Origin of the sequence: Streptomyces sp. NPDC052701 (assembly GCF_040678355.1) — a bacterium.
Classification (GTDB): domain Bacteria; phylum Actinomycetota; class Actinomycetes; order Streptomycetales; family Streptomycetaceae; genus Streptomyces.
In genome coordinates this window covers 97,295-115,538 of the sequence record NZ_JBFATO010000005.1, presented here as the reverse complement: position 1 = coordinate 115,538, position 18,244 = coordinate 97,295, and the positions used below count along the sequence as shown (strand labels likewise).

The following is an 18,244-nucleotide window of genomic DNA, read 5'->3' as shown; positions in this document are numbered from 1 at the left end:
GCATGCCGAGGGGCGCCCCCGCCGTGGAGGGGGCGCCCCTCGGCATGCACGGACCGCCGCGTCGAGCGGAGGGCGGCCGCCGCGCGTACCACCCCGTGACTACTCCGCGGCGGCGGCCGCGGCGGGGACCTCCTGCAGGATGGTGCGCCTGGGGTTGGCGGTCCGGGCGGGGAGCTCGACGGCGTGCTCCGGCTGTTCCGGCGTCTGCAGTCCGTCGGCGTCCTTCAGGTGCGCCAGCGTCGTGCGCCGCGGGTTGGCGATCTTGTGGAACATCGTCGTCGTCTTCACGGTTGCAGGAGACCCTGTCGTGTCCGGGCGCCGGGAGGATCCGAAGGACCCCCGCCCGAGCGCGGGTTGTCGGTTTTGCCATCTCTGTAAAGCGTCAGGCTAAACATGCGATTCCCCGTCGATGACGGGAGAAGACCACGTTCCGCATGTGAGTTTGCTCACGGAGTGACGGTCAAATCAGTCAATCCGGACATCCACTTCACTCCAGCGAAACGGACATTGCCCCCCTGAAGCCATCATTCCGCTCCTGATCATGGCGACTGGGACACCTGCGATCCGTGGGCGACTCGCGGGCATACGCCCGTTTTGAAGGAGAACACTTTCTACGTCCGGTGACTTGCCCCTCACGTGCTGTCACGTATGTCACGGCCTGGCCAACGGGCCTTGTTGGAGATCCTGTGCTGTGCTGGAATTCCACGGACCGCCGCAGGATCGAGCCGGCGCACAGGGGGCGCACAGAAGCGCCGAGTGGCGGCGAGAAGGGGGAGCCAGCGCCGGTCACTCACGACCACCACGGGGGCGTATTCAGGGCGCCCCTATGACGCCGACACCGTGCCCCGCCGTTCACGCGGAGGGGTGCCTGGTCCAGAGGTTGCGACGCTAGTGCAGGGACGTTTCAAGAGGGATGGCAGCGCTTCGGCGGAGCCGGAGCCGCACGGCGGGACTGGCCCCATGGCCGTCAGCTCCTCGCCCCAGCACGCCCAGAACCCGGGCCCGGCCGCTCCCGGCCACGGCGGCGAGCGTTCCGGGCGCCCCGGCGCGTCGGCACCTTCCGGCCCGGCGGGCCCGGCACCGGCCGCGAAGCCGGCGAACGACCCGGCCGGCCCCGGCTCGCGAATAGCCCTGCGCAACTGGCGCATCTCCACGCGTCTGGTGTCGCTGCTCGCGCTCCCCGTGGTCGCGGCGACCTCGCTGGGCGCGCTGCGCATCAGCGAGTCCATGGAGGACATCCAGCAGCTCGACAACATGAAGCTGCTGACGGACATGACCAAGCAGGCCACCGAACTGGCCGCCGCGCTCCAGGAGGAGCGCGACCAGTCGGCCGGTCCGCTGGCACACGGCTCCAGGGCGGCCGGCGGCTACACGGTCAAGGGCTACCGGGACAAGACCGACCGGGCCATGCGGAACTTCCTCGACAGTTCCGAGCAGATCGACGAGACGGCCAAGGACGGCAACCTCCGCGGTGTCCGGGACAGCATCGTCGGCCTGGCCCGGGACCTCAGCGGCCTCAACAAGATCCGCTCCACCGCCTACCAGGCCGAGGACAACTCCACCCAGACGGTCGAGGCCTACCACCGTCTGATCACCAACCTGCTGGACCTCTCGCAGGACATGGCGGAGGCCACCAGCAACCCCGAGATGATCCAGCGCACGCGCGCCCTGGCGGCCTTCTCCGCCGCCAAGGAGTACGCGTCGGTCCAGCGCGCGGTCATCGCGGCGGCACTGCCCGCCAACAACACCACCACCGGCGACCTCTCCGAGAACGACCGGCTGTACGCCGAGTCGGCGCTGGAGAGCCAGAAGTCCGAGCTGCGCAGCTTCGGCAGCATCTACGGCGACAGCTCCGAGGAACTGCTCGAGCCCATCGAGCAGAACAACCCGACCATCGAGGCCACCGACAAGTACGCCAGCCGCGTCCTGGGCAAGGAGGACGCGCTCAAGGACCTGAACAAGGTCTCGTACCAGGACTGGCTGGACGACAGCTCCACCAAGATCCAGCAGATGAAGAAGATCGAGCACACGCTGCTCGAGGACATGGAGCAGAAGGCCCGCGAGCTGCGCAGCGCCACCGAGCGCGACGCGATCATCTCCGGTGCGCTGATCCTGCTGGTGCTGGGTGTGTCGCTGGTCGGCGCCTTCGTCGTGGCCCGCTCGATGATCCGCTCGCTGCGCCGCCTGGAGGAGACCGCGACCAGGGTCGCCTCCGAGCGTCTGCCCGAGCTGGTCAAGCAGCTGTCCGAGTCCGACCCGCAGGACGTGGACACGTCCGTGGAGTCGGTCGGTGTGCACTCCCGGGACGAGATCGGCCGGGTGGCCGCGGCCTTCGACGACGTGCACCGCGAGGCGGTCCGCCTCGCCGCCGAGCAGGCCCTGCTGCGGGGCAACGTCAACGCGATGTTCACCAACCTCTCGCGCCGCTCCCAGGGTCTGATCCAGCGCCAGCTGTCGCTCATCTCCGAGCTGGAGTCCCGCGAGGCCGACCCGGACCAGCTCTCCTCGCTGTTCAAGCTCGACCACCTCGCCACCCGCATGCGCCGTAACGGCGAGAACCTCCTCGTCCTCGCGGGCGAGGAGCCCGGCCGCCGCTGGACCCGACCGGTCCCGCTGGTCGACGTGCTGCGTGCCGCCGCCTCCGAGGTGGAGCAGTACGAGCGCATCGAGCTGGCGTCCGTGCCGACCACCGAGGTGGCCGGCCGGGTCGTCAACGACCTCGTGCACCTGCTCGCCGAGCTGCTGGAGAACGCGACCTCGTTCTCCTCGCCGCAGACCAAGGTCAAGGTCACCGGTCACGCGCTGCCCGACGGCCGGGTGCTGATCGAGATCCACGACACCGGTATCGGCCTCTCCCCCGAGGACCTCGCCGCGATCAACGAGCGGCTCGCCTCTCCCCCGACGGTGGACGTCTCCGTCTCCCGCCGCATGGGTCTGTTCGTGGTCGGCCGTCTGTCGCAGCGGCACGGCATCCGCATCCAGCTGCGCCCGTCCGACTCCGGCGGCACGACCGCGCTGGTCATGCTGCCCGTGGACGTCGCCCAGGGCGGCAGGAAGCCCCAGCCCAAGCCGGGTCAGGCGGGCGTGGGCGGCGGTCCGGCCGCCGCCCAGGCCGCCGCGGGCGCGGCCGCCGCGCGGCGCCAGGCCGCCGGCGGCCAGCCGGGTGGCGGTCCCCTCGGCGCCGGCCGGCGCGGTGCCGGCCCGGGGTCGCGGGCCGCGCTGCCGGGACGGGACGCGGGCTCTCGTCCGGGCGCGCCGGGTGGCGCGCGCGGGCCGCAGGGCCCGTCCGGCAAGCCGCCGGCCTCGTTCGAGCAGGGCGCGCCTTCCGCGCCCCCGCAGGGCCGCCCGGCTCCGTCCGGCGCGGGTGCCGGCTTCGGCCAGGCGCCCGGCAACCCGCAGGGACTGCAGACCGCGCGCCCGAACGGGCCGCAGGGCCAGGGCGCCTTCGGCGGCGGCCGGGGCCCGGTGCCGCCGCAGCGCTCCGGCGGCAACGCCGAACAGCCGCAGCAGCCGCAGCAGCCGCAGCTGCCGCCGCGCGGCGGCCCGCGGGCCGAGCTGCCGGGCGGCAGCGCCCAGCCCCGCGTGCCCAGCTGGAGCGACGACAACGCCCGGCCGCCGGCGTCGCGTGCCTCGCTGGACGCCCCGCGCGGCCACGAGGAGCCGGACGGCCCCCGCACGGCCCCCCTGCCGCGCGTCGACGACCGCCAGGGTCCGGGCTCCACAGCGGAGATCCCGCGCGTCGACGACCGCCAGGGCCCCGGTTCGCCGGCCGGCTTCGGCGCCGCCGACCCAGAGCACGCGGGCCAGTTCGGCGGTCCCGGCGCGCACGCGCCGCAGGACCCGGGCCAGTTCGTGCGCCCGGACGTCTTCGGCACCTCGGCCGACCCGTCCGCGACGGGCCAGTTCGCGGCCCCGCAGGGGTACGACAACGGGTCCACGGGCCAGTTCCCGGCGCAGGGACAGGACAACGGGTCCACGGGCCAGTTCCCGGCGCAGGGGCAGGACAACGGCTCCACGGGCCGGCACGCCCTGCCGGGCCGCCCCGACCCGGCGGCCACCGGTCAGTTCGAGCGTCCGCAGGCCAACGGCGCGCGCGGCGGAGCCGACTTCGGCGCCCCGCGTCCGCAGACGCCGCAGCAGCGGCCGGGTGACGGGTGGGAGCTGCCGCCCGCGTCCGGTCCCGGCGACGGGCGTACGCCGCTGTACGACACCCTGGAGACCAACTGGTTCCGCGGCGGGCGGCAGGAGCAGGAGCGGGGCAACCCCCCGGCCGCGGCTCCGCAGCAGTCGCAGACCCCCACGGGGCCGCAGCGGTCCGCCGCGTCCCCTTCCACCACCTGGCGCAGCTCGCCCAACGACGAGCTCGTCCGGCAGGCCGAACGCGTCCGGCAGCCGGCCGCGGGCGGCGTCACCACCTCCGGCCTGCCGCGCCGGGTGCCCCGGGCCAACCTCGTCCCGGGCACGGCTCAGCAGCAAACCCACCAGAGCGGTCCGCAGGTCTCGCGCGCGCCCGACGACGTGCGCGGCCGTCTGACCAATCTGCGTCGGGGTATCGCACAGGGCCGTCAGGCGGGAAGCGGCCAGACCGGCAGCTTCCCGCGGCCCACTCACCAGCAGGAGCGTTAGTTGAGCCCGATGAGCCAGGCGGCACAGAACCTGAACTGGTTGATCACGAATTTCGTGGACAACACCCCGGGGGTGTCCCACACCGTCGTCGTGTCCGCCGACGGACTCCTTCTGGCGATGTCCGAAGGCTTTCCGCGCGACCGCGCCGACCAGCTCGCGGCCGTCGCCTCGGGCCTGACCTCGCTGACCGCCGGGGCCTCCCGGATCTTCGAGGGCGGCACCGTGGCCCAGACGGTCGTCGAGATGGAACGCGGGTTCCTGTTCCTCATGTCCATCTCCGACGGCTCGTCGCTGGCCGTGCTCTCCCACCCGGAGTGCGACATCGGCCTCATCGGCTACGAGATGGCCCTCCTGGTCGACCGCGCGGGCGCGGTGCTCACGCCCGACCTGCGCGCCGAACTCCAGGGCAGTCTGCTTCACTGATCGGCCCCGGCACCACCCGTCTCACCAAATCACCGTCCGGCCGCCACAATCCCCCCACCGGCCCCGTCAGACGGCTTGACTGACCCACTTGCTGTCCCGCCCGGAGGATTCATGACCCCGCCCACCGCCTCTCATGATCCGTACGCGGAGCCGTACGAGGACGAGGGCGACCAGCCGCTGGTACGGCCGTACGCGATGACCGGCGGCCGGACGAGGCCCCGTTACCAGCTCGCCATCGAGGCCCTGATCAGCACGACGGCCGACCCGGCAGCGCTCATGGGGCTCCTTCCCGAGCACCAGCGCATCTGCCACCTGTGCCGCGAGGTGAAGTCGGTGGCCGAGGTGTCGGCCCTGCTCAACATGCCGCTGGGCGTGGCCCGGATCCTCGTCGCGGACCTGGCGGAGGCCGGTCTCGTCGCGATCCACCAGCCGGGCGGCGACGAGACGACCGGCGCGCCGGACGTGACACTGCTCGAAAGGGTGCTCAGTGGACTTCGCAAGCTCTGACGGAGGCCGGGCCACCACCTCGGCGAAGATCGTGGTGGCCGGCGGCTTCGGCGTGGGCAAGACCACGTTCGTCGGCGCCGTCTCCGAGATCAACCCGCTGCGCACCGAGGCCGTCATGACGTCCGCCAGCGCGGGCATCGACGACCTCACGCACACCGGGGACAAGACCACCACCACGGTGGCCATGGACTTCGGCCGCATCACGCTCGACCAGGACCTGATCCTGTACCTGTTCGGCACGCCGGGCCAGGACCGCTTCTGGTTCATGTGGGACGACCTGGTGCGCGGCGCGATCGGCGCGGTGGTGCTGGTGGACACCCGGCGCCTGGCCGACTGCTTCCCGGCGGTGGACTACTTCGAGAACAGCGGCCTGCCGTTCGTCGTCGCCCTGAACGGCTTCGACGGCCAGCAGCCGTACGCTCCCGAGGAGGTGCGCGAGGCCCTGCAGATCGGTCCCGACACCCCGATCATCACCACCGACGCCCGCCACCGCTCCGAAGCGAAGAGCGCCCTGATCACGCTGGTGGAGCACGCGCTGATGGCACGGCTGCGGTAGCGGCCAAATCGGAAGCTCCGCCCGGCAGTTGTCGCGGATCTCCCCGGGCCGGCTGTGTCCTTTGACACGGCCGGCCCCGGCGTTCATAACGTTTCGGCAGAGGAATCCGGTGGTACGGCCACGCTTGGCGCACATCCGGTCTCGCTGCGCGCACGATCGCCCCGCCTTTTGGCGGGGCTCGCTCTTTATGACCGTTTTATCTGGGGCTTGCGTCACGTCGGTTCCCCGCCCTCCACTGTTTGGAAGAGCACAGGTCGACATGCTGGAATGCCTGAACTGCCCAATAGTCAAAGACGTACTCAAGTGTCGATGGCGTACTGGGCTCTGAGACACTGCGGCACAACGTTGGTGCCGACCGCCGAGAGGTTGTTGGTCGAGTGAGGCGAAGCAAGAACAGTCCCGAGCCGTCGGCCCGGGGCAACTTCACCCCGCCGCCGCGCACAGCGGCGCCCGCCCCCGTGCCCGGTTCGGAGCCGTCCGCCGCCCCCGCCCCGAGCGGCGGCCGTCTCTCCCCGCGCAACTGGCGGGTGGCCACCCGGCTCAACGCGATCCTGCTCATACCCGTGCTGGTCGGCCTCGTCATGGGCGGCTTCCAGGTGAAGGGCTCGATCGACACCTGGCAGGAGGCCGAGGACGCGGAGAACACCGCGCGCCTGGTGCGGGCCTCGCTGACCTACGCCGACGCCCTCTACAACGAGCGGGACAGCACCGCCGCCCCGCTGCTGAAGGGCAAGGGCCAGACCGCCCAGGACAAGGCGGCCGTCACCGCCGCCCGCAAGAAGACGGACGAGGCCGCCGACGCCTTCGACGAGGCCGCCCGGAGCATGCCGGCCAAGCCCGGCCTGGAGCGCCGCCTGAAGCAGTTCCGCGAGGTCGAGCCCGATCTGGCGTCGCTGCGCGCGACGGCGTACACCGCCAAGCGCACCGGGGTACAGACCGAGGAGGGCTACGTCGAGGTCGCCCACCCCCTGATGGAGTTCGCCAACGAGCTCGGCCTGGGCACCGGCAACATCACCTCCTACGGCCGGACCGTCTACGCGATCTCGCTGACCAAGGCGGCGCTGTCGCTGCAGCGCTCCATCGGCACGCACATGCTGATCAAGCCCGGCCCCGGCGACGGCAGCCTCGCCAGCCAGCGCGTCGCCCTCTCCTCGTACGCGTACCTGGAGGGCATCGCCCGCGAGGAGTACCTCGGCGGCGGTACCGAGGAGGACGCGGCCAAGCTCCAGCAGGCCACGAAGGACATCCAGGCCAAGGGCGCCGAGCTGGCCGCCGAGGCCAGGCGGGAGGCCGCCGCCAACGGCGACACCTACGTCGCCCCGCCGGCCAACCCCACCACGATGGTCTCGGAGCTGTCGCAGCTGCGCTCCACGGACCCCGCTGAGCGCGCCGCGCTCGCCCAGCAGGGCATCACCCCGCAGAACTGGTGGGCGGTCAACACCCTCAAGTTCGACGCCTACCGCCAGATCGAGGCGGACATGGCCGACAAGGCGGTGGCCGAGGCGTCCCAGATAGCCGACGACGCCCAGCGCGACGCCTACATCACCGGCGCCGCCGTCGTGATCGCGCTGCTCGCCGCGTTCGTCCTGGCCGGCATGGTGGCCCGCCAGATGAGCCGCTCGATGCGCCGGCTGCGCAACGCCGCCTTCGGCATCGCCGAGCAGCGCCTGCCGATGCTGGTCGACCAGCTCTCCCGCACCGACCCCGGCCGCGTCGACACCCGGGTCGCCCCGATCCCGATCACCTCCACCGACGAGATCGGCGAGGTCGCCCGCGCCTTCGACCAGGTCCACCGCGAGGCCGTCCGGCTCGCCTCCGAGCAGGCCCTGCTGCGGGGCAACATCAACGCGATCTTCACCAACCTCTCGCGCCGCAACCAGTCGCTGATCGAGGGCCAGCTGAGCCTGATCACCGACCTGGAGAACAACGAGGCCGACCCGGACCAGCTGGAGAACCTCTTCAAGCTGGACCACCTGGCGACCCGTATGCGCCGCAACGGCGAGAACCTCCTCGTCCTCGCCGGCGAGGAGCCCGGCCGCCGCTGGGACCAGCCGGTGCCGCTGATCGACGTGCTGCGCGCCGCCTCCTCCGAGGTGGAGCAGTACGAGCGCATCGAGCTGTCCGGCGTCCCCGACGCCGAGATCCACGGCCGGGCCGTGACCGACCTCGTGCACCTGCTCGCCGAGCTGCTGGAGAACGCCACCACGTTCTCCTCCCCGCAGACCAAGGTCCGCGTCACCGCGACCCGGCTGCCCGACGGCCGCGTGATGATCGAGATCCACGACAAGGGCATCGGCCTGACCGCCGAGGACTTCGCGGACATCAACCACAAGCTGGCCAACCCGCCGACCGTGGACGCCGCGATCTCGCAGCGCATGGGCCTGTTCGTGGTCGGCCGGCTGTCCGACCGGCACGGCATCCGCGTCCAGCTGCGCCCCTCGGGCGAGCAGGCCGGCACCACCTCGCTGGTCATGCTCCCCGACGCCATCACGCACGGCGGTGGCGGCGAGCAGCACGTGGAGCGCGACGAGTTCACCGTCTCGCAGATCATCCCCGAGCAGGACTTCCAGGGCGAGAGCTTCAGCCAGCCGATGCGCACGGCCGCGGAGCTCGGCTTCGACGACAGCCGCTACGCCGACGTCCCCGACGACATACGCGAGCTCGACCCGGTCGGCCGCTCCCTGATGCGCGAGGAGCGCCGTGCGGCCCTGGAGGCCCAGACGCAGGGCCAGCCGGCCCCGCAGGACGCCCCCGAGGCGCCCGGCTACGGCGACCAGTACGCCGGGCAGCAGGGCTACGACCACGGCCAGGACGGCTACCAGGACCAGTCCGCCTCGTACGACGGCCGGCCGGCGTACGAGGAGCAGCAGCAGGCGCCGTACGAGGAGCAGCACCAGCCTTCGTACGAGGGGCAGTACTACGCGCCGAACGGCGGTCTGCCGCAGAACGACGCCTACTCCGCCAACGGCGGTTACCCGGAGTCGTCCTATGCGGAGCCGGTCCAGGAGGAGCACGCGACGGCGGGCGGTTCCGCCCAGGGGACCTTCCCTGCCTTCGAGCAGCGCCGCCACCAGGACGACTGGCCTCAGCAGGACGGCTACCAGAACGGCTACCCGTCCCAGTACCCTGCGGATGCTGCGGAAACGGAATCTGCGCAGGCCGCTGACGCGAGCGAGGCGGACCGCGTAGGCTTCGACCGTCCGGGACCGGCCCACTCCGCCGTCCACGAGCTGACCGACGCCGGGCTTCCCCGCCGCGGATCCACCGCGAGCGGCGCGAACGGCTCGGGCGGCGCGCGGCACGCGAACCAGGAGCCGCCGGCCTCCGCGCCGGAGGGCAACGGCGACAGCAACTGGCGCTCGGCGAACGACGAGCGCTGGCAGCAGGCCTCGCAGCTCCGGAAGCCCAAGGCGGGCGGGGTGACCTCCTCCGGCCTGCCGCGGCGGGTACCCAAGGCCAACCTGATCGAGGGTTCCGCCGAAAGCACCCCCCAGGGAGGCCCACAGGTCTCCCGCGCCCCGGAGGACGTCCGGGGCAGGCTGAGCAACCTGCGGCGCGGCGTCCAACGGGGCCGCAACGCAGGCAGTGAAACGAACGGCCAGGGCTTCGGTCCTGACAGCACCTACAACCAGGAGCGTTAGTGTGAGCCCGATGAGCCAGGCGGCACAGAACCTGAACTGGTTGATCACCAACTTCGTGGACAACACCCCGGGGGTGTCCCACACGGTGGTGGTCTCCGCCGACGGACTCCTTCTGGCGATGTCCGAAGGCTTCCCCCGCGACCGCGCCGACCAGCTCGCGGCCGTCGCCTCCGGTCTGACGTCTCTGACGGCAGGCGCCTCCCGGATCTTCGAGGGCGGGAGCGTCAACCAGACGGTCGTGGAGATGGAGCGGGGATTCCTCTTCATCATGTCCATCTCCGACGGTTCCTCGCTGGCGGTGCTCGCCCACCCCGAGGCGGACATCGGCCTCATCGGGTACGAGATGGCCCTTCTGGTGGACCGAGCAGGTACGGTCCTGACACCGGACCTTCGTGCGGAGCTCCAAGGGAGCCTTCTCAACTAACGGGCGGACGGTGCGTTTTGGCGTCCCGTGGCCGTAGGGTTTCGGGACGCGGCTCCACAGCGATGGAGGCCAGGCACAGTCGGAGGAGGAGAAAGTGGCAACACCCCCAGGCGGTTCACCTTCGGGCAACTGGTCGTACGGTCCTGTCCAGGGCCCGAACGACGGTTCCCAGAACCGGTACGGCTTTCCCTCCGCCCCCGGCCACCAGCAGCCGTACGCGCCGCAGGGCCCCGGCCCGTCGCCGTACGACCAGCCGGCCGCGCCGCGCATCCAGCCCGTGCAGCCGCAGCGCCGCACCCCCGAGCCGGCGCCCTCCGGGGCGTCGAACCATCACAATCCCCTGGTGCGCCCGTACGCCATGACGGGCGGTCGTACCAGGCCGCGCTACCAGCTCGCCATCGAGGCACTGGTGCACACCACCGCGCAGCCGCACCAGATGCAGGGCCAGTTGCCCGAGCATCAGCGGATCTGCAACCTCTGCCGGGAGATCAAGTCGGTAGCCGAGATCTCGGCGCTGCTCACGATCCCTCTCGGCGTGGCCAGGATCCTCGTCGCCGACTTGGCGGAGGCGGGACTGGTCGCCATCCATCAGCCCGGCGGCGACGAGAACGCCGGTGGCCAGCCAGACGTGACACTGCTCGAAAGGGTGCTCAGTGGACTTCGCAAGCTCTAGCGGCGGTCCTTCCCGCTCCACCACCTCCGCGAAGATCGTGGTGGCGGGCGGCTTCGGCGTGGGCAAGACCACGTTCGTCGGCGCCGTCTCGGAGATCAACCCGCTGCGCACGGAGGCCGTCATGACGTCTGCTTCGGCGGGCATCGACGACCTCACCCACACCGGGGACAAGACGACCACGACGGTCGCCATGGACTTCGGACGCATCACCCTGGACCAGGACCTGATCCTGTACCTGTTCGGTACGCCGGGCCAGGACCGCTTCTGGTTCATGTGGGACGACCTGGTGCGCGGCGCCATCGGTGCGATCGTGCTGGTCGACACGAGGCGGCTCGCCGACTGCTTCCCCGCCGTCGACTACTTCGAGAACAGCGGCCTGCCGTTCGTCATCGCCCTCAACGGCTTCGACGGCCAGCAGCCGTACACGCCGGACGAGGTGCGCGAAGCGCTCCAGATCGGCCCCGACACCCCGATCATCACGACCGACGCCCGCCACCGCGCGGACGCGAAGTCGGCGCTGATCACGCTGGTGGAGCACGCGCTGATGGCGCGGCTGCGCTAGCGGTCCGCCCGTGCGCGGCAGCCCCCGACGGCCACCGGGCCGCCGGGGGCTGCCGCGTGCCGGGATGCGGACGGTCCGCTGCCCGTCGCGCGCACGCGGCGAAGCCGTACGCCGGCACGGCGCCGCGCCCCCGCCGGGGCGCACGCGAAGAGGCCCCTCCGTGACGGAGGGGCCTCTTCGCGTGGTGGGTCAGCGCCAGCTGTGCGGTGCCCGGAAGCCGGGCTCGCGCTCCAGGCGGCGCCAGCCGGCCTTCACGCGGCCGCGGTGGGCCGGGGCGGTGCCGGCGGGGCGGGCGGCGGCGCGGGCCAGGAGGATCGCCGTGATCGCGGCGACCTCCTCGGGCCCGGCGTGGCCCTTCTCGACGCGGATGTCAGGAGTGTCCATGGGGATGTCGGTCTCCGTGAGAGGGGGATGCCGCCGGGTCACTGCGGCGGGTTGCCGTGCTTGCGGGAGGGCAGGTCGGCGTGCTTGGTCTGGAGCATCGCGAGGGACTTGATGAGCACCTCGCGGGTCTCGGCGGGGTCGATGACGTCGTCGACCAGGCCGCGCTCCGCCGCGTAGTACGGGTGCATCAGCTCGGACTTGTACTCCTTGACCATGCGCGCCCGCATGGCCTCGGGGTCCTCGGCCTCGGCGATCTGACGGCGGAAGATGACGTTGGCCGCGCCCTCCGCGCCCATCACGGCGATCTCGTTGGTCGGCCAGGCGTAGGTGAGGTCGGCGCCGATGGACTGGCTGTCCATGACGATGTAGGCACCGCCGTACGCCTTGCGCAGGATCAGCGAGATGCGCGGCACGGTGGCGTTGCAGTAGGCGTACAGGAGCTTCGCGCCGTGGCGGATGATGCCGCCGTGCTCCTGGTCGACGCCCGGGAGGAAGCCGGGGACGTCCAGGAAGGTGACGATCGGGATGTTGAAGGCGTCGCACATCTGGACGAAGCGGGCGGCCTTCTCGGACGCCTCGATGTCCAGGACGCCGGCCAGCACCTGCGGCTGGTTGGCGACGATGCCGACGACCTGGCCGTCCATGCGGGCCAGCGCGCAGATGATGTTGCGCGCCCAGCGCTCGTGGACCTCCAGGTACTCGCCGTCGTCGACGATCTCCTCGATGACCTTGGTCATGTCGTACGGCCGGTTGCCGTCCGCCGGGACCAGGTCCAGCAGGACGTCGGAGCGGCGGTCCACCGGGTCCGAGCACTCGTGCCGCGGCGGGTTCTCGCGGTTGTTCTGCGGGAGGAGGGACAGCAGGTAGCGGACCTCCGCGATGCAGGTCTCCTCGTCGTCGTAGGCGAAGTGGCAGACGCCGGAGGTCTCCGCGTGGACGTCCGCGCCGCCCAGGCCGTTCTGGGTGATCTCCTCGCCCGTCACCGCCTTGACCACGTCCGGGCCGGTGATGAACATCTGGGAGGTCTCGCGGACCATGAAGACGAAGTCCGTCAGGGCGGGGCTGTAGGCCGCGCCGCCCGCGCACGGGCCGAGCATCACCGAGATCTGCGGGATGACCCCGCTCGCCTTGGTGTTGCGCTGGAAGATGCCGCCGTAGCCGGCGAGGGCGACCACGCCCTCCTGGATGCGGGCGCCGGCGCCGTCGTTCAGCGACACCAGCGGAGCGCCGGCCGCGATGGCCATGTCCATGATCTTGTGGATCTTCTTGGCGTGGGCCTCGCCCAGCGCGCCGCCGAAGATCCGGAAGTCGTGGGCGTAGACGAAGACCGTACGGCCTTCCACCGTGCCCCAGCCGGTGATCACACCGTCGGTGTAGGGCTTCTTGGTCTCCAGGCCGAAGCCGGTGGCCCGGTGCCGCCGCAGCTGTTCGACCTCCTGGAAGGTGCCCGGGTCGAGCAGGAGCTCGATGCGCTCCCGCGCGGTCAGCTTGCCCTTGGCGTGCTGTGCCTGGGTCGCCTTCTCGCTCGGGCCGGCCAGCGCCTGCGCACGGATCTCGTGCAGTTCGGCCACACGTCCGCGCGCGTCCGCGGGCTCACCCGGTGCCTCGCCCTGTGCCTCACCCGGCGCATCATCCAAAACGGTCATGTAGCGACCTTACGAAGCCGAGCGAGGAATGCCAGCCGTCGACTCCTCACAGTCTCGGGGGTGTTTTCCTGGTAGCACCGAACAGAACCACGGCGGCATGCAGCCCTTCCGACTGCTCAGAGGGCCCGTACGTTGTAGGGTTCCTATAAAGCCGTCAGCTGAGAGCGACCTCACAACGGTGGGTGGCACATGCCTCCCCCGGGGTGACGCGGACGCGCAGACGGCGGCCTGTCGCCAGGATTTCCACCGTCTCGTCCGCCCGCCGCACCGCGGAGACCGGGTGGTCCCAGGTGATCTCCAGGGGTTCGCCCGTTCGGGGTGGTTCGCTCACACAGAGGGTAGCCGTACGGCCCCGGCGGCAGAGCAGCGCGCTCGCTCCGGCCGAGGCGGTCAGCGGGCCCGCCGTACCGGCCCGCCAGAAGGTGGCGGCCGTCAGGCCGAGGGAGGGGACGGCGACCGCCTGGCGTGCGGCGTCGTTGGCGAGGACCGTCAGCCACCGGCGGTCGGCGGCGCGGCGGGCGACCGCGGGGCGCGAGGCGCCGGGCATGAGGACGTAGACGTACGTGGCGTCCGTCGGGTCGGTGCCGTGGTCCAGCCAGAGGGTCTGCCAGCGGCGGGTGCGGCGTTCGGTGGTGCCGGCGGCGTTGATGTCCGCCCAGGCTCCGGTGCGGTCCTCGCGCAGCGCGCGCGGGTTCCCGCCGGGGAGGATCCAGCCGCCGTGGTCCTCCAGGTGGGCCCAGCCGGGCCCGCGTACGAAAGCCTGGTCGCCGGAGTCCCCCAGGTTGCGGTTGTCGACGATCGTCTCGACCGGGACGCCGTCGCGGCAGGTGATCCCGGCGCCCAGGCAGATCACCGCGTCCGCGACGCAGAACCAGGACTTGCGGGCCCTCAGGGTCGAGCCGAGGCCCTTCAGGTGCTGGCCGAGGGCCGCGTACTCGCCGTCGGTCGTGCCGCCGACCCAGCGCACGTCCGGTGCGGGCTCGCCCCACTCGCCGCCGGCCCGGTCGGGCAGGCGGCGCGTGGAGACGGTGGTGCCGGGCAGGCGGTACCAGTCGACGGTCGGCCAGAACCAGTCCGTGTACTGGTCGCTCCGGCCGGCCCACCAGGAGAGCATTCCGGCGCCGGTGTGCCAGCCGCGCGGGTTCTCGCCGTTGCCGCACTCGTAGTGGGCGATGCGGTCGCTGGCCATGGCGATGCAGGCGGTGAAGCCGGGGCGGCGGTGCACCGCGCGGTCCATGGCCGGGAACAGCCGGTGCCCGACGGGGTCGGGGGCGGCCGGCGCCGGCGCGGCGGCGATCGCGTGCAGCCGGGCGAGGTCCGCCACCTCGTACTGCCGGGCCGCCAGGATCGGGGAGACGGTGTTCCGTTCGATCCAGCCCTTGATCCGCGCGTGCCAGCGGTCGCGTTCGGCCGGGCTCGCGGCGGCGGCGAGGAGCGCGACGGCGGCGATGAGCTGCTGTCCGTGGAAGTGGTCGCCGCGCATCACGCGCCGGTCGTCGTCCCGGAGGAGACCGCGGCTGATCGCGCGGCCGTTGACGGCGTCCATGACCAGCCCGTCGTGGACGAGCGGCAGGAAGGCGTGCTCGACGCCGTCGAGGACCAGCTGCCGGTTCGGGTCCGTGACCTCCCAGTCGGACCCGGCGAGCAGGACGAGCAGCCGGCCGAGGCCGTCGAGCAGGACCTGGCCGTAGGTGCCCGTGTAGGCGACCCGGGTGTGCTGGACGAAGGACCCGTCGGCGTAGAGGCCGTCGCCCCGGGTGACGTACGGGAAGACCGGCGAGAGGGCGTCGCGGGCGAGGGCGAGCTTGGCGGGGTCGCGACCGAGGACGCCGCGCAGGGCGACGGAGCGGCACAGGTCGACGCGGTTGGCACCGGTCGAGGTGCCGGAGTAGTCGGCGAGGGCGGAGCCGGGGACGAAGTGGTCGACGGCCGCGCAGGCGGCGGTGACGCGGGCGGCGCCGAGGCGGTCGTGGAGGGCGGCGGTGATGTCCGTCAGCAGGCGGGGGCTGCCGATCTGCCACTCCCACCAGTTGCCGTACCGGGTGGTGGCGGGGTGGTAGACCGTGGCGGAGAGGTGGTCGAGGCCGCGCAGGACGGCCGCGAGGAGGTCCGGGTCGCCGGTGGAGCCGGTGCCCCGCTGGACGTAGGCCTGGGTCATGGTCCACAGGCGGTGGTAGCCGCGGGTGATGCCGGACGGGGGGTCGAAGGGCTGGTCGGGCCAGAGGGAGGTGGCGGCCGGAGCCATGGTGGCGCGGTGTCCGCGGGCGCGTTCCCCGATGTCGGCGAGGCGGGAGGCGTACGGCTCGGCCGCGGGGTCGTAGCCGGTGCCGAGGGCGATGTCGAGCCAGCGGCGGCGGAGGGTGGCGTAGGGGTCGGCGGCGCCGGGTGCGGGCGGGGCGCCGCCGCCCGCACCCGGGGCGTCCTCGGTCGCCGCCGTGGTGCTCCCGGTCGCCGCCGTGGTGCCGCCGGTCGCCGTCAGGGCCGCCGCGGCGAGCAGGAGGGTGCGGCGGGGCAGGCTCCCGGCGGGGCGCTCGTGGGTCATGTTCATGCCCTTACCACGGGACCGGCGGGGCGTACAGCGGCGGGGGCCGGTGTCAGCCGAACCGGTCGAGCAGACGCCGGTACGGCCCGGGAGCGGTGCCGCGCGTCCGGTCCGGCGGGATCAGCCGGCCGGGTACGCGGGTCTCGTCCCGGCCGTGCCGCACGGCGTCCCGGATGGCGCCCGCGACGCGGGCGGCCGGGGCGGGACGGGGGCGGGAGCGCCGGCCGGGCCTGCCGCGCCGTGCGGGGAAGGCCGTGTTCCCGGGCCCGGACACGACGAGCGTCACGCCCACGCCCGTACCGCGCAGCTCCTGGCGGAGCGCCGTGGCGAACGCGGCCAGCCCGGCCTTGGCGGCGAAGTGCACCGCCTCCTCCCGCACGCCCGCGGTGCCGACGACCGGGCCGAGGAGCACCACCCGGCCCCGGCCGGCCGCCGCCATGGACGGCAGGACCTCGCGGACGAGGTGGAGCGTGGCGTTGAGGTTCAGGGACAGCACCCGGTCGATGTCGGTGTGCGGCATGGCCGTGAACGGCCCCGACCAGCCGATGCCCGCCCCGGCGACCAGGACGTCGATGCGACCGGTGGCGCGCAGCGCGGACTCGGCCAGCAGGCGCGGGCCCTCCGGGGCACCGAGGTCGGCGGGCAGCAGGACGGCGGAGGTGCCGGCGGCCGTCTCCTCCAGGCTGCGCCGGTCCCGCCCGTTGAGGAGCAGCTGCCAGCCGTCCTCGGCGAAGCGCCGCGCGGTGGCGGCGCCGATGCCCGAGGACGCTCCGGTGACGAGGGCCACGGGCCGGTCCGCCCGCGGGGGCGGCCCGTGCTCCCGGGCCGTGGCGGGGGCGGCGTCCGCGAGACGGCGGCGTGCGAGGCCCGCCCGGGGGTCGTGGGTGGAACCGGAGCCGGTGTGCGTCACGAGTCGGTCTCCCTGCGCGTAGGTCCGCCGTGGTCTCTTCTTCCGCGATGCGGATGCCCGTCGACGCGGATGTCCGTCGACGCGGATCCCCGCCCGGGCGGACGCCCGAGGGCGCGGATCCCGGTCCGGGCGGATGCCCGAGGGCGCGGATCCCGGTCCGGGCGGATGCCCGAAGGCGTGGATCCCCGTCCGAGGGGACCCCCGTCGGCGCGGATCCCCGGCTTCCAGGACACCGCCACCTCGGTCCCCCGCGCCACCGCTGCGGCCGTTCGCCCCGGCCCGGCTCACCCGGACCGGCACGCGCCCTTCCCGCACCGGTCCGCGGGAGCGGGCGCCGTGCCGGTCCGGTGCCCGGCGCGGCAGGACCACTCCCGCGGGCCGCCCGGTGCCGCCAGGCGGCGGTACGTCCGGCACGCGGCACGGGCCGGCCGGGACCGCGACGGAGGCCGCGCCCCCGGGTACCGCCCGGTCCGGTGTTCCGGTCGCGCCATCCGGCCGGAAATGTTGAAGGTTGAACGGAATAGGTCTACGGTAGACCTTGTTCAGTTAGTTGAATCTTAAACGGACACCCCTCCGGGAGGCACCCATGACCACCACCGCGGACCTGGCCACCCTGACCGGCGACTACACGATCGACCCCGCGCACACCACGATCGGCTTCACCGCGCGCCACGCCATGGTCACCAACGTCAAGGGCAAGTTCCTCGACTTCACCGGCTCGCTGCACCTGGACGGCACCGACCCGTCCCGCTCCACCGCAGTCCTCGACGTCGTGATGGACAGCATCGACACCGGCAACGCCGACCGCGACGGCCACCTCAGGAGCGCGGACTTCTTCAGGACCGACGCGTTCCCGACGATGACCTTCCGCTCGACCGGGGTCGAGGCCCTGGGCGGCGACGAGTACCGCCTCACCGGCGACCTGTCCCTCCTCGGCGTCACCAGGCCGATCACGATCGACCTGGAGTTCAACGGCGCCGCGAAGGACCCCTTCGGCAACGAGCGCGTCGGCTTCGAGGGCAGGGCGGCCATCCTGCGCTCCGAGTGGGGCCTGACCTGGAACGCCGCGCTGGAGACGGGCGGCTTCCTGGTGTCGGACAAGATCAAGCTGAACTTCGACGTCTCGGCGGTCCGGAACGCGGCCTGAACCGCCCCCGGCACCGGCGGCACCCGGCCGGACCCCGGACTCCACCGGGCCCCGGATTCCACCGGACCCGGGACCCGGGACTCCACCGGCCCCCGGCGCCGCCCGCCGGCCGCGCCGCACCGTGCCGCTCCCCGCGCGCACCGGCCGGCGGCCCTGGCCCCAGGACCGCCGGCCCGTACGGCACACTCGCGCGGACGCCCGCG

At 72.6% G+C, this 18,244-nt stretch carries 14 protein-coding genes; 9 read left to right on the top strand and 5 right to left on the bottom strand.

The window, feature by feature from the left end:
* Positions 1–99: 99 nt before the first annotated feature.
* Positions 100–288 (bottom strand): hypothetical protein, encoded by a 189-nt coding sequence (locus AB0L29_RS08845; RefSeq protein WP_365824843.1) that lies wholly within the window; start codon positions 286–288, stop codon positions 100–102.
* A gap of 603 nt (positions 289–891) precedes the next feature.
* On the opposite strand from AB0L29_RS08845, the gene AB0L29_RS08840 reads away from it, so the two are divergent.
* The 8 genes from AB0L29_RS08840 to AB0L29_RS08805 all read left to right on the top strand — a co-directional run bounded on the left by AB0L29_RS08840 (position 892) and on the right by AB0L29_RS08805 (position 11,412).
* Positions 892–4,626: a nitrate- and nitrite sensing domain-containing protein gene (locus AB0L29_RS08840; protein WP_365824841.1), complete on the top strand. Its 3,735-nt coding sequence runs from the start codon at positions 892–894 to the stop codon at positions 4,624–4,626.
* A gap of 9 nt (positions 4,627–4,635) precedes the next feature.
* The gene (locus AB0L29_RS08835) at positions 4,636–5,049 is read left to right on the top strand and encodes a roadblock/LC7 domain-containing protein (protein ID WP_365825155.1); all 414 of its coding nucleotides are present in this window, start codon (positions 4,636–4,638) and stop codon (positions 5,047–5,049) included.
* Positions 5,050–5,160: 111 nt separating this feature from the next.
* Complete coding sequence (locus AB0L29_RS08830; RefSeq protein ID WP_159535968.1) at positions 5,161–5,556, top strand: DUF742 domain-containing protein; 396 nt, start codon at positions 5,161–5,163, stop codon at positions 5,554–5,556.
* A complete protein-coding gene (locus AB0L29_RS08825) occupies positions 5,537–6,112 on the top strand; it encodes an ATP/GTP-binding protein (RefSeq protein ID WP_365824839.1) in 576 nt (191 codons plus the stop codon). The genes AB0L29_RS08830 and AB0L29_RS08825 overlap by 20 nt, the downstream gene beginning before the upstream one ends.
* Positions 6,113–6,489: 377 nt before the next feature.
* On the top strand, positions 6,490–9,753 hold the full coding sequence (locus tag AB0L29_RS08820; protein ID WP_365824837.1) for a nitrate- and nitrite sensing domain-containing protein: 3,264 nt from the start codon (positions 6,490–6,492) through the stop codon (positions 9,751–9,753).
* 10 nt (positions 9,754–9,763) lie between these two features.
* Entirely contained in the window at positions 9,764–10,177 is a 414-nt protein-coding gene (locus AB0L29_RS08815) for a roadblock/LC7 domain-containing protein (protein WP_004983065.1), read from the top strand.
* 94 nt (positions 10,178–10,271) lie between these two features.
* Positions 10,272–10,850, top strand: coding sequence for a DUF742 domain-containing protein (locus AB0L29_RS08810; RefSeq protein WP_365824835.1), 579 nt, complete (start codon positions 10,272–10,274; stop codon positions 10,848–10,850).
* Entirely contained in the window at positions 10,831–11,412 is a 582-nt protein-coding gene (locus tag AB0L29_RS08805) for an ATP/GTP-binding protein (RefSeq protein WP_014675207.1), read from the top strand. Before AB0L29_RS08810 ends, AB0L29_RS08805 begins: the two co-directional genes overlap by 20 nt.
* Positions 11,413–11,601: 189 nt before the next feature.
* Here AB0L29_RS08805 and AB0L29_RS08800 read toward each other — a convergent pair whose 3' ends face one another.
* From AB0L29_RS08800 to AB0L29_RS08785, 4 genes are all read right to left on the bottom strand, one after another.
* On the bottom strand, positions 11,602–11,796 hold the full coding sequence (locus tag AB0L29_RS08800; RefSeq protein ID WP_365824833.1) for an acyl-CoA carboxylase subunit epsilon: 195 nt from the start codon (positions 11,794–11,796) through the stop codon (positions 11,602–11,604).
* Between the two features lie 38 nt (positions 11,797–11,834).
* Positions 11,835–13,442 (bottom strand): acyl-CoA carboxylase subunit beta, encoded by a 1,608-nt coding sequence (locus AB0L29_RS08795; RefSeq protein ID WP_365824831.1) that lies wholly within the window; start codon positions 13,440–13,442, stop codon positions 11,835–11,837.
* A gap of 154 nt (positions 13,443–13,596) precedes the next feature.
* Positions 13,597–15,990: a polysaccharide lyase 8 family protein gene (locus AB0L29_RS08790; protein ID WP_365824829.1), complete on the bottom strand. Its 2,394-nt coding sequence runs from the start codon at positions 15,988–15,990 to the stop codon at positions 13,597–13,599.
* 46 nt (positions 15,991–16,036) lie between these two features.
* A complete protein-coding gene (locus AB0L29_RS08785; RefSeq protein WP_365824827.1) occupies positions 16,037–16,894 on the bottom strand; it encodes an SDR family oxidoreductase in 858 nt (285 codons plus the stop codon).
* Positions 16,895–17,480: 586 nt separating this feature from the next.
* On the opposite strand from AB0L29_RS08785, the gene AB0L29_RS08780 reads away from it, so the two are divergent.
* Positions 17,481–18,041, top strand: coding sequence for a YceI family protein (locus AB0L29_RS08780; protein ID WP_365824826.1), 561 nt, complete (start codon positions 17,481–17,483; stop codon positions 18,039–18,041).
* Positions 18,042–18,244 lie beyond the last annotated feature (203 nt).

What these genes read in the sequence shown, in the direction of transcription:
- AB0L29_RS08835 (WP_365825155.1), top strand. Translation starts at nt 4,636, where the DNA reads ATGAGCCAGGCGGCACAGAACCTGAACTGGTTGATCACGAATTTCGTG.
- AB0L29_RS08830 (WP_159535968.1), top strand. Translation starts at nt 5,161, where the DNA reads ATGACCCCGCCCACCGCCTCTCATGATCCGTACGCGGAGCCGTACGAG.
- AB0L29_RS08815 (WP_004983065.1), top strand. Translation starts at nt 9,764, where the DNA reads ATGAGCCAGGCGGCACAGAACCTGAACTGGTTGATCACCAACTTCGTG.
- AB0L29_RS08800 (WP_365824833.1), bottom strand. Translation starts at nt 11,796, where the DNA reads ATGGACACTCCTGACATCCGCGTCGAGAAGGGCCACGCCGGGCCCGAG.
- AB0L29_RS08795 (WP_365824831.1), bottom strand. Translation starts at nt 13,442, where the DNA reads ATGACCGTTTTGGATGATGCGCCGGGTGAGGCACAGGGCGAGGCACCG.
- AB0L29_RS08790 (WP_365824829.1), bottom strand. Translation starts at nt 15,990, where the DNA reads ATGAACATGACCCACGAGCGCCCCGCCGGGAGCCTGCCCCGCCGCACC.
- AB0L29_RS08780 (WP_365824826.1), top strand. Translation starts at nt 17,481, where the DNA reads ATGACCACCACCGCGGACCTGGCCACCCTGACCGGCGACTACACGATC.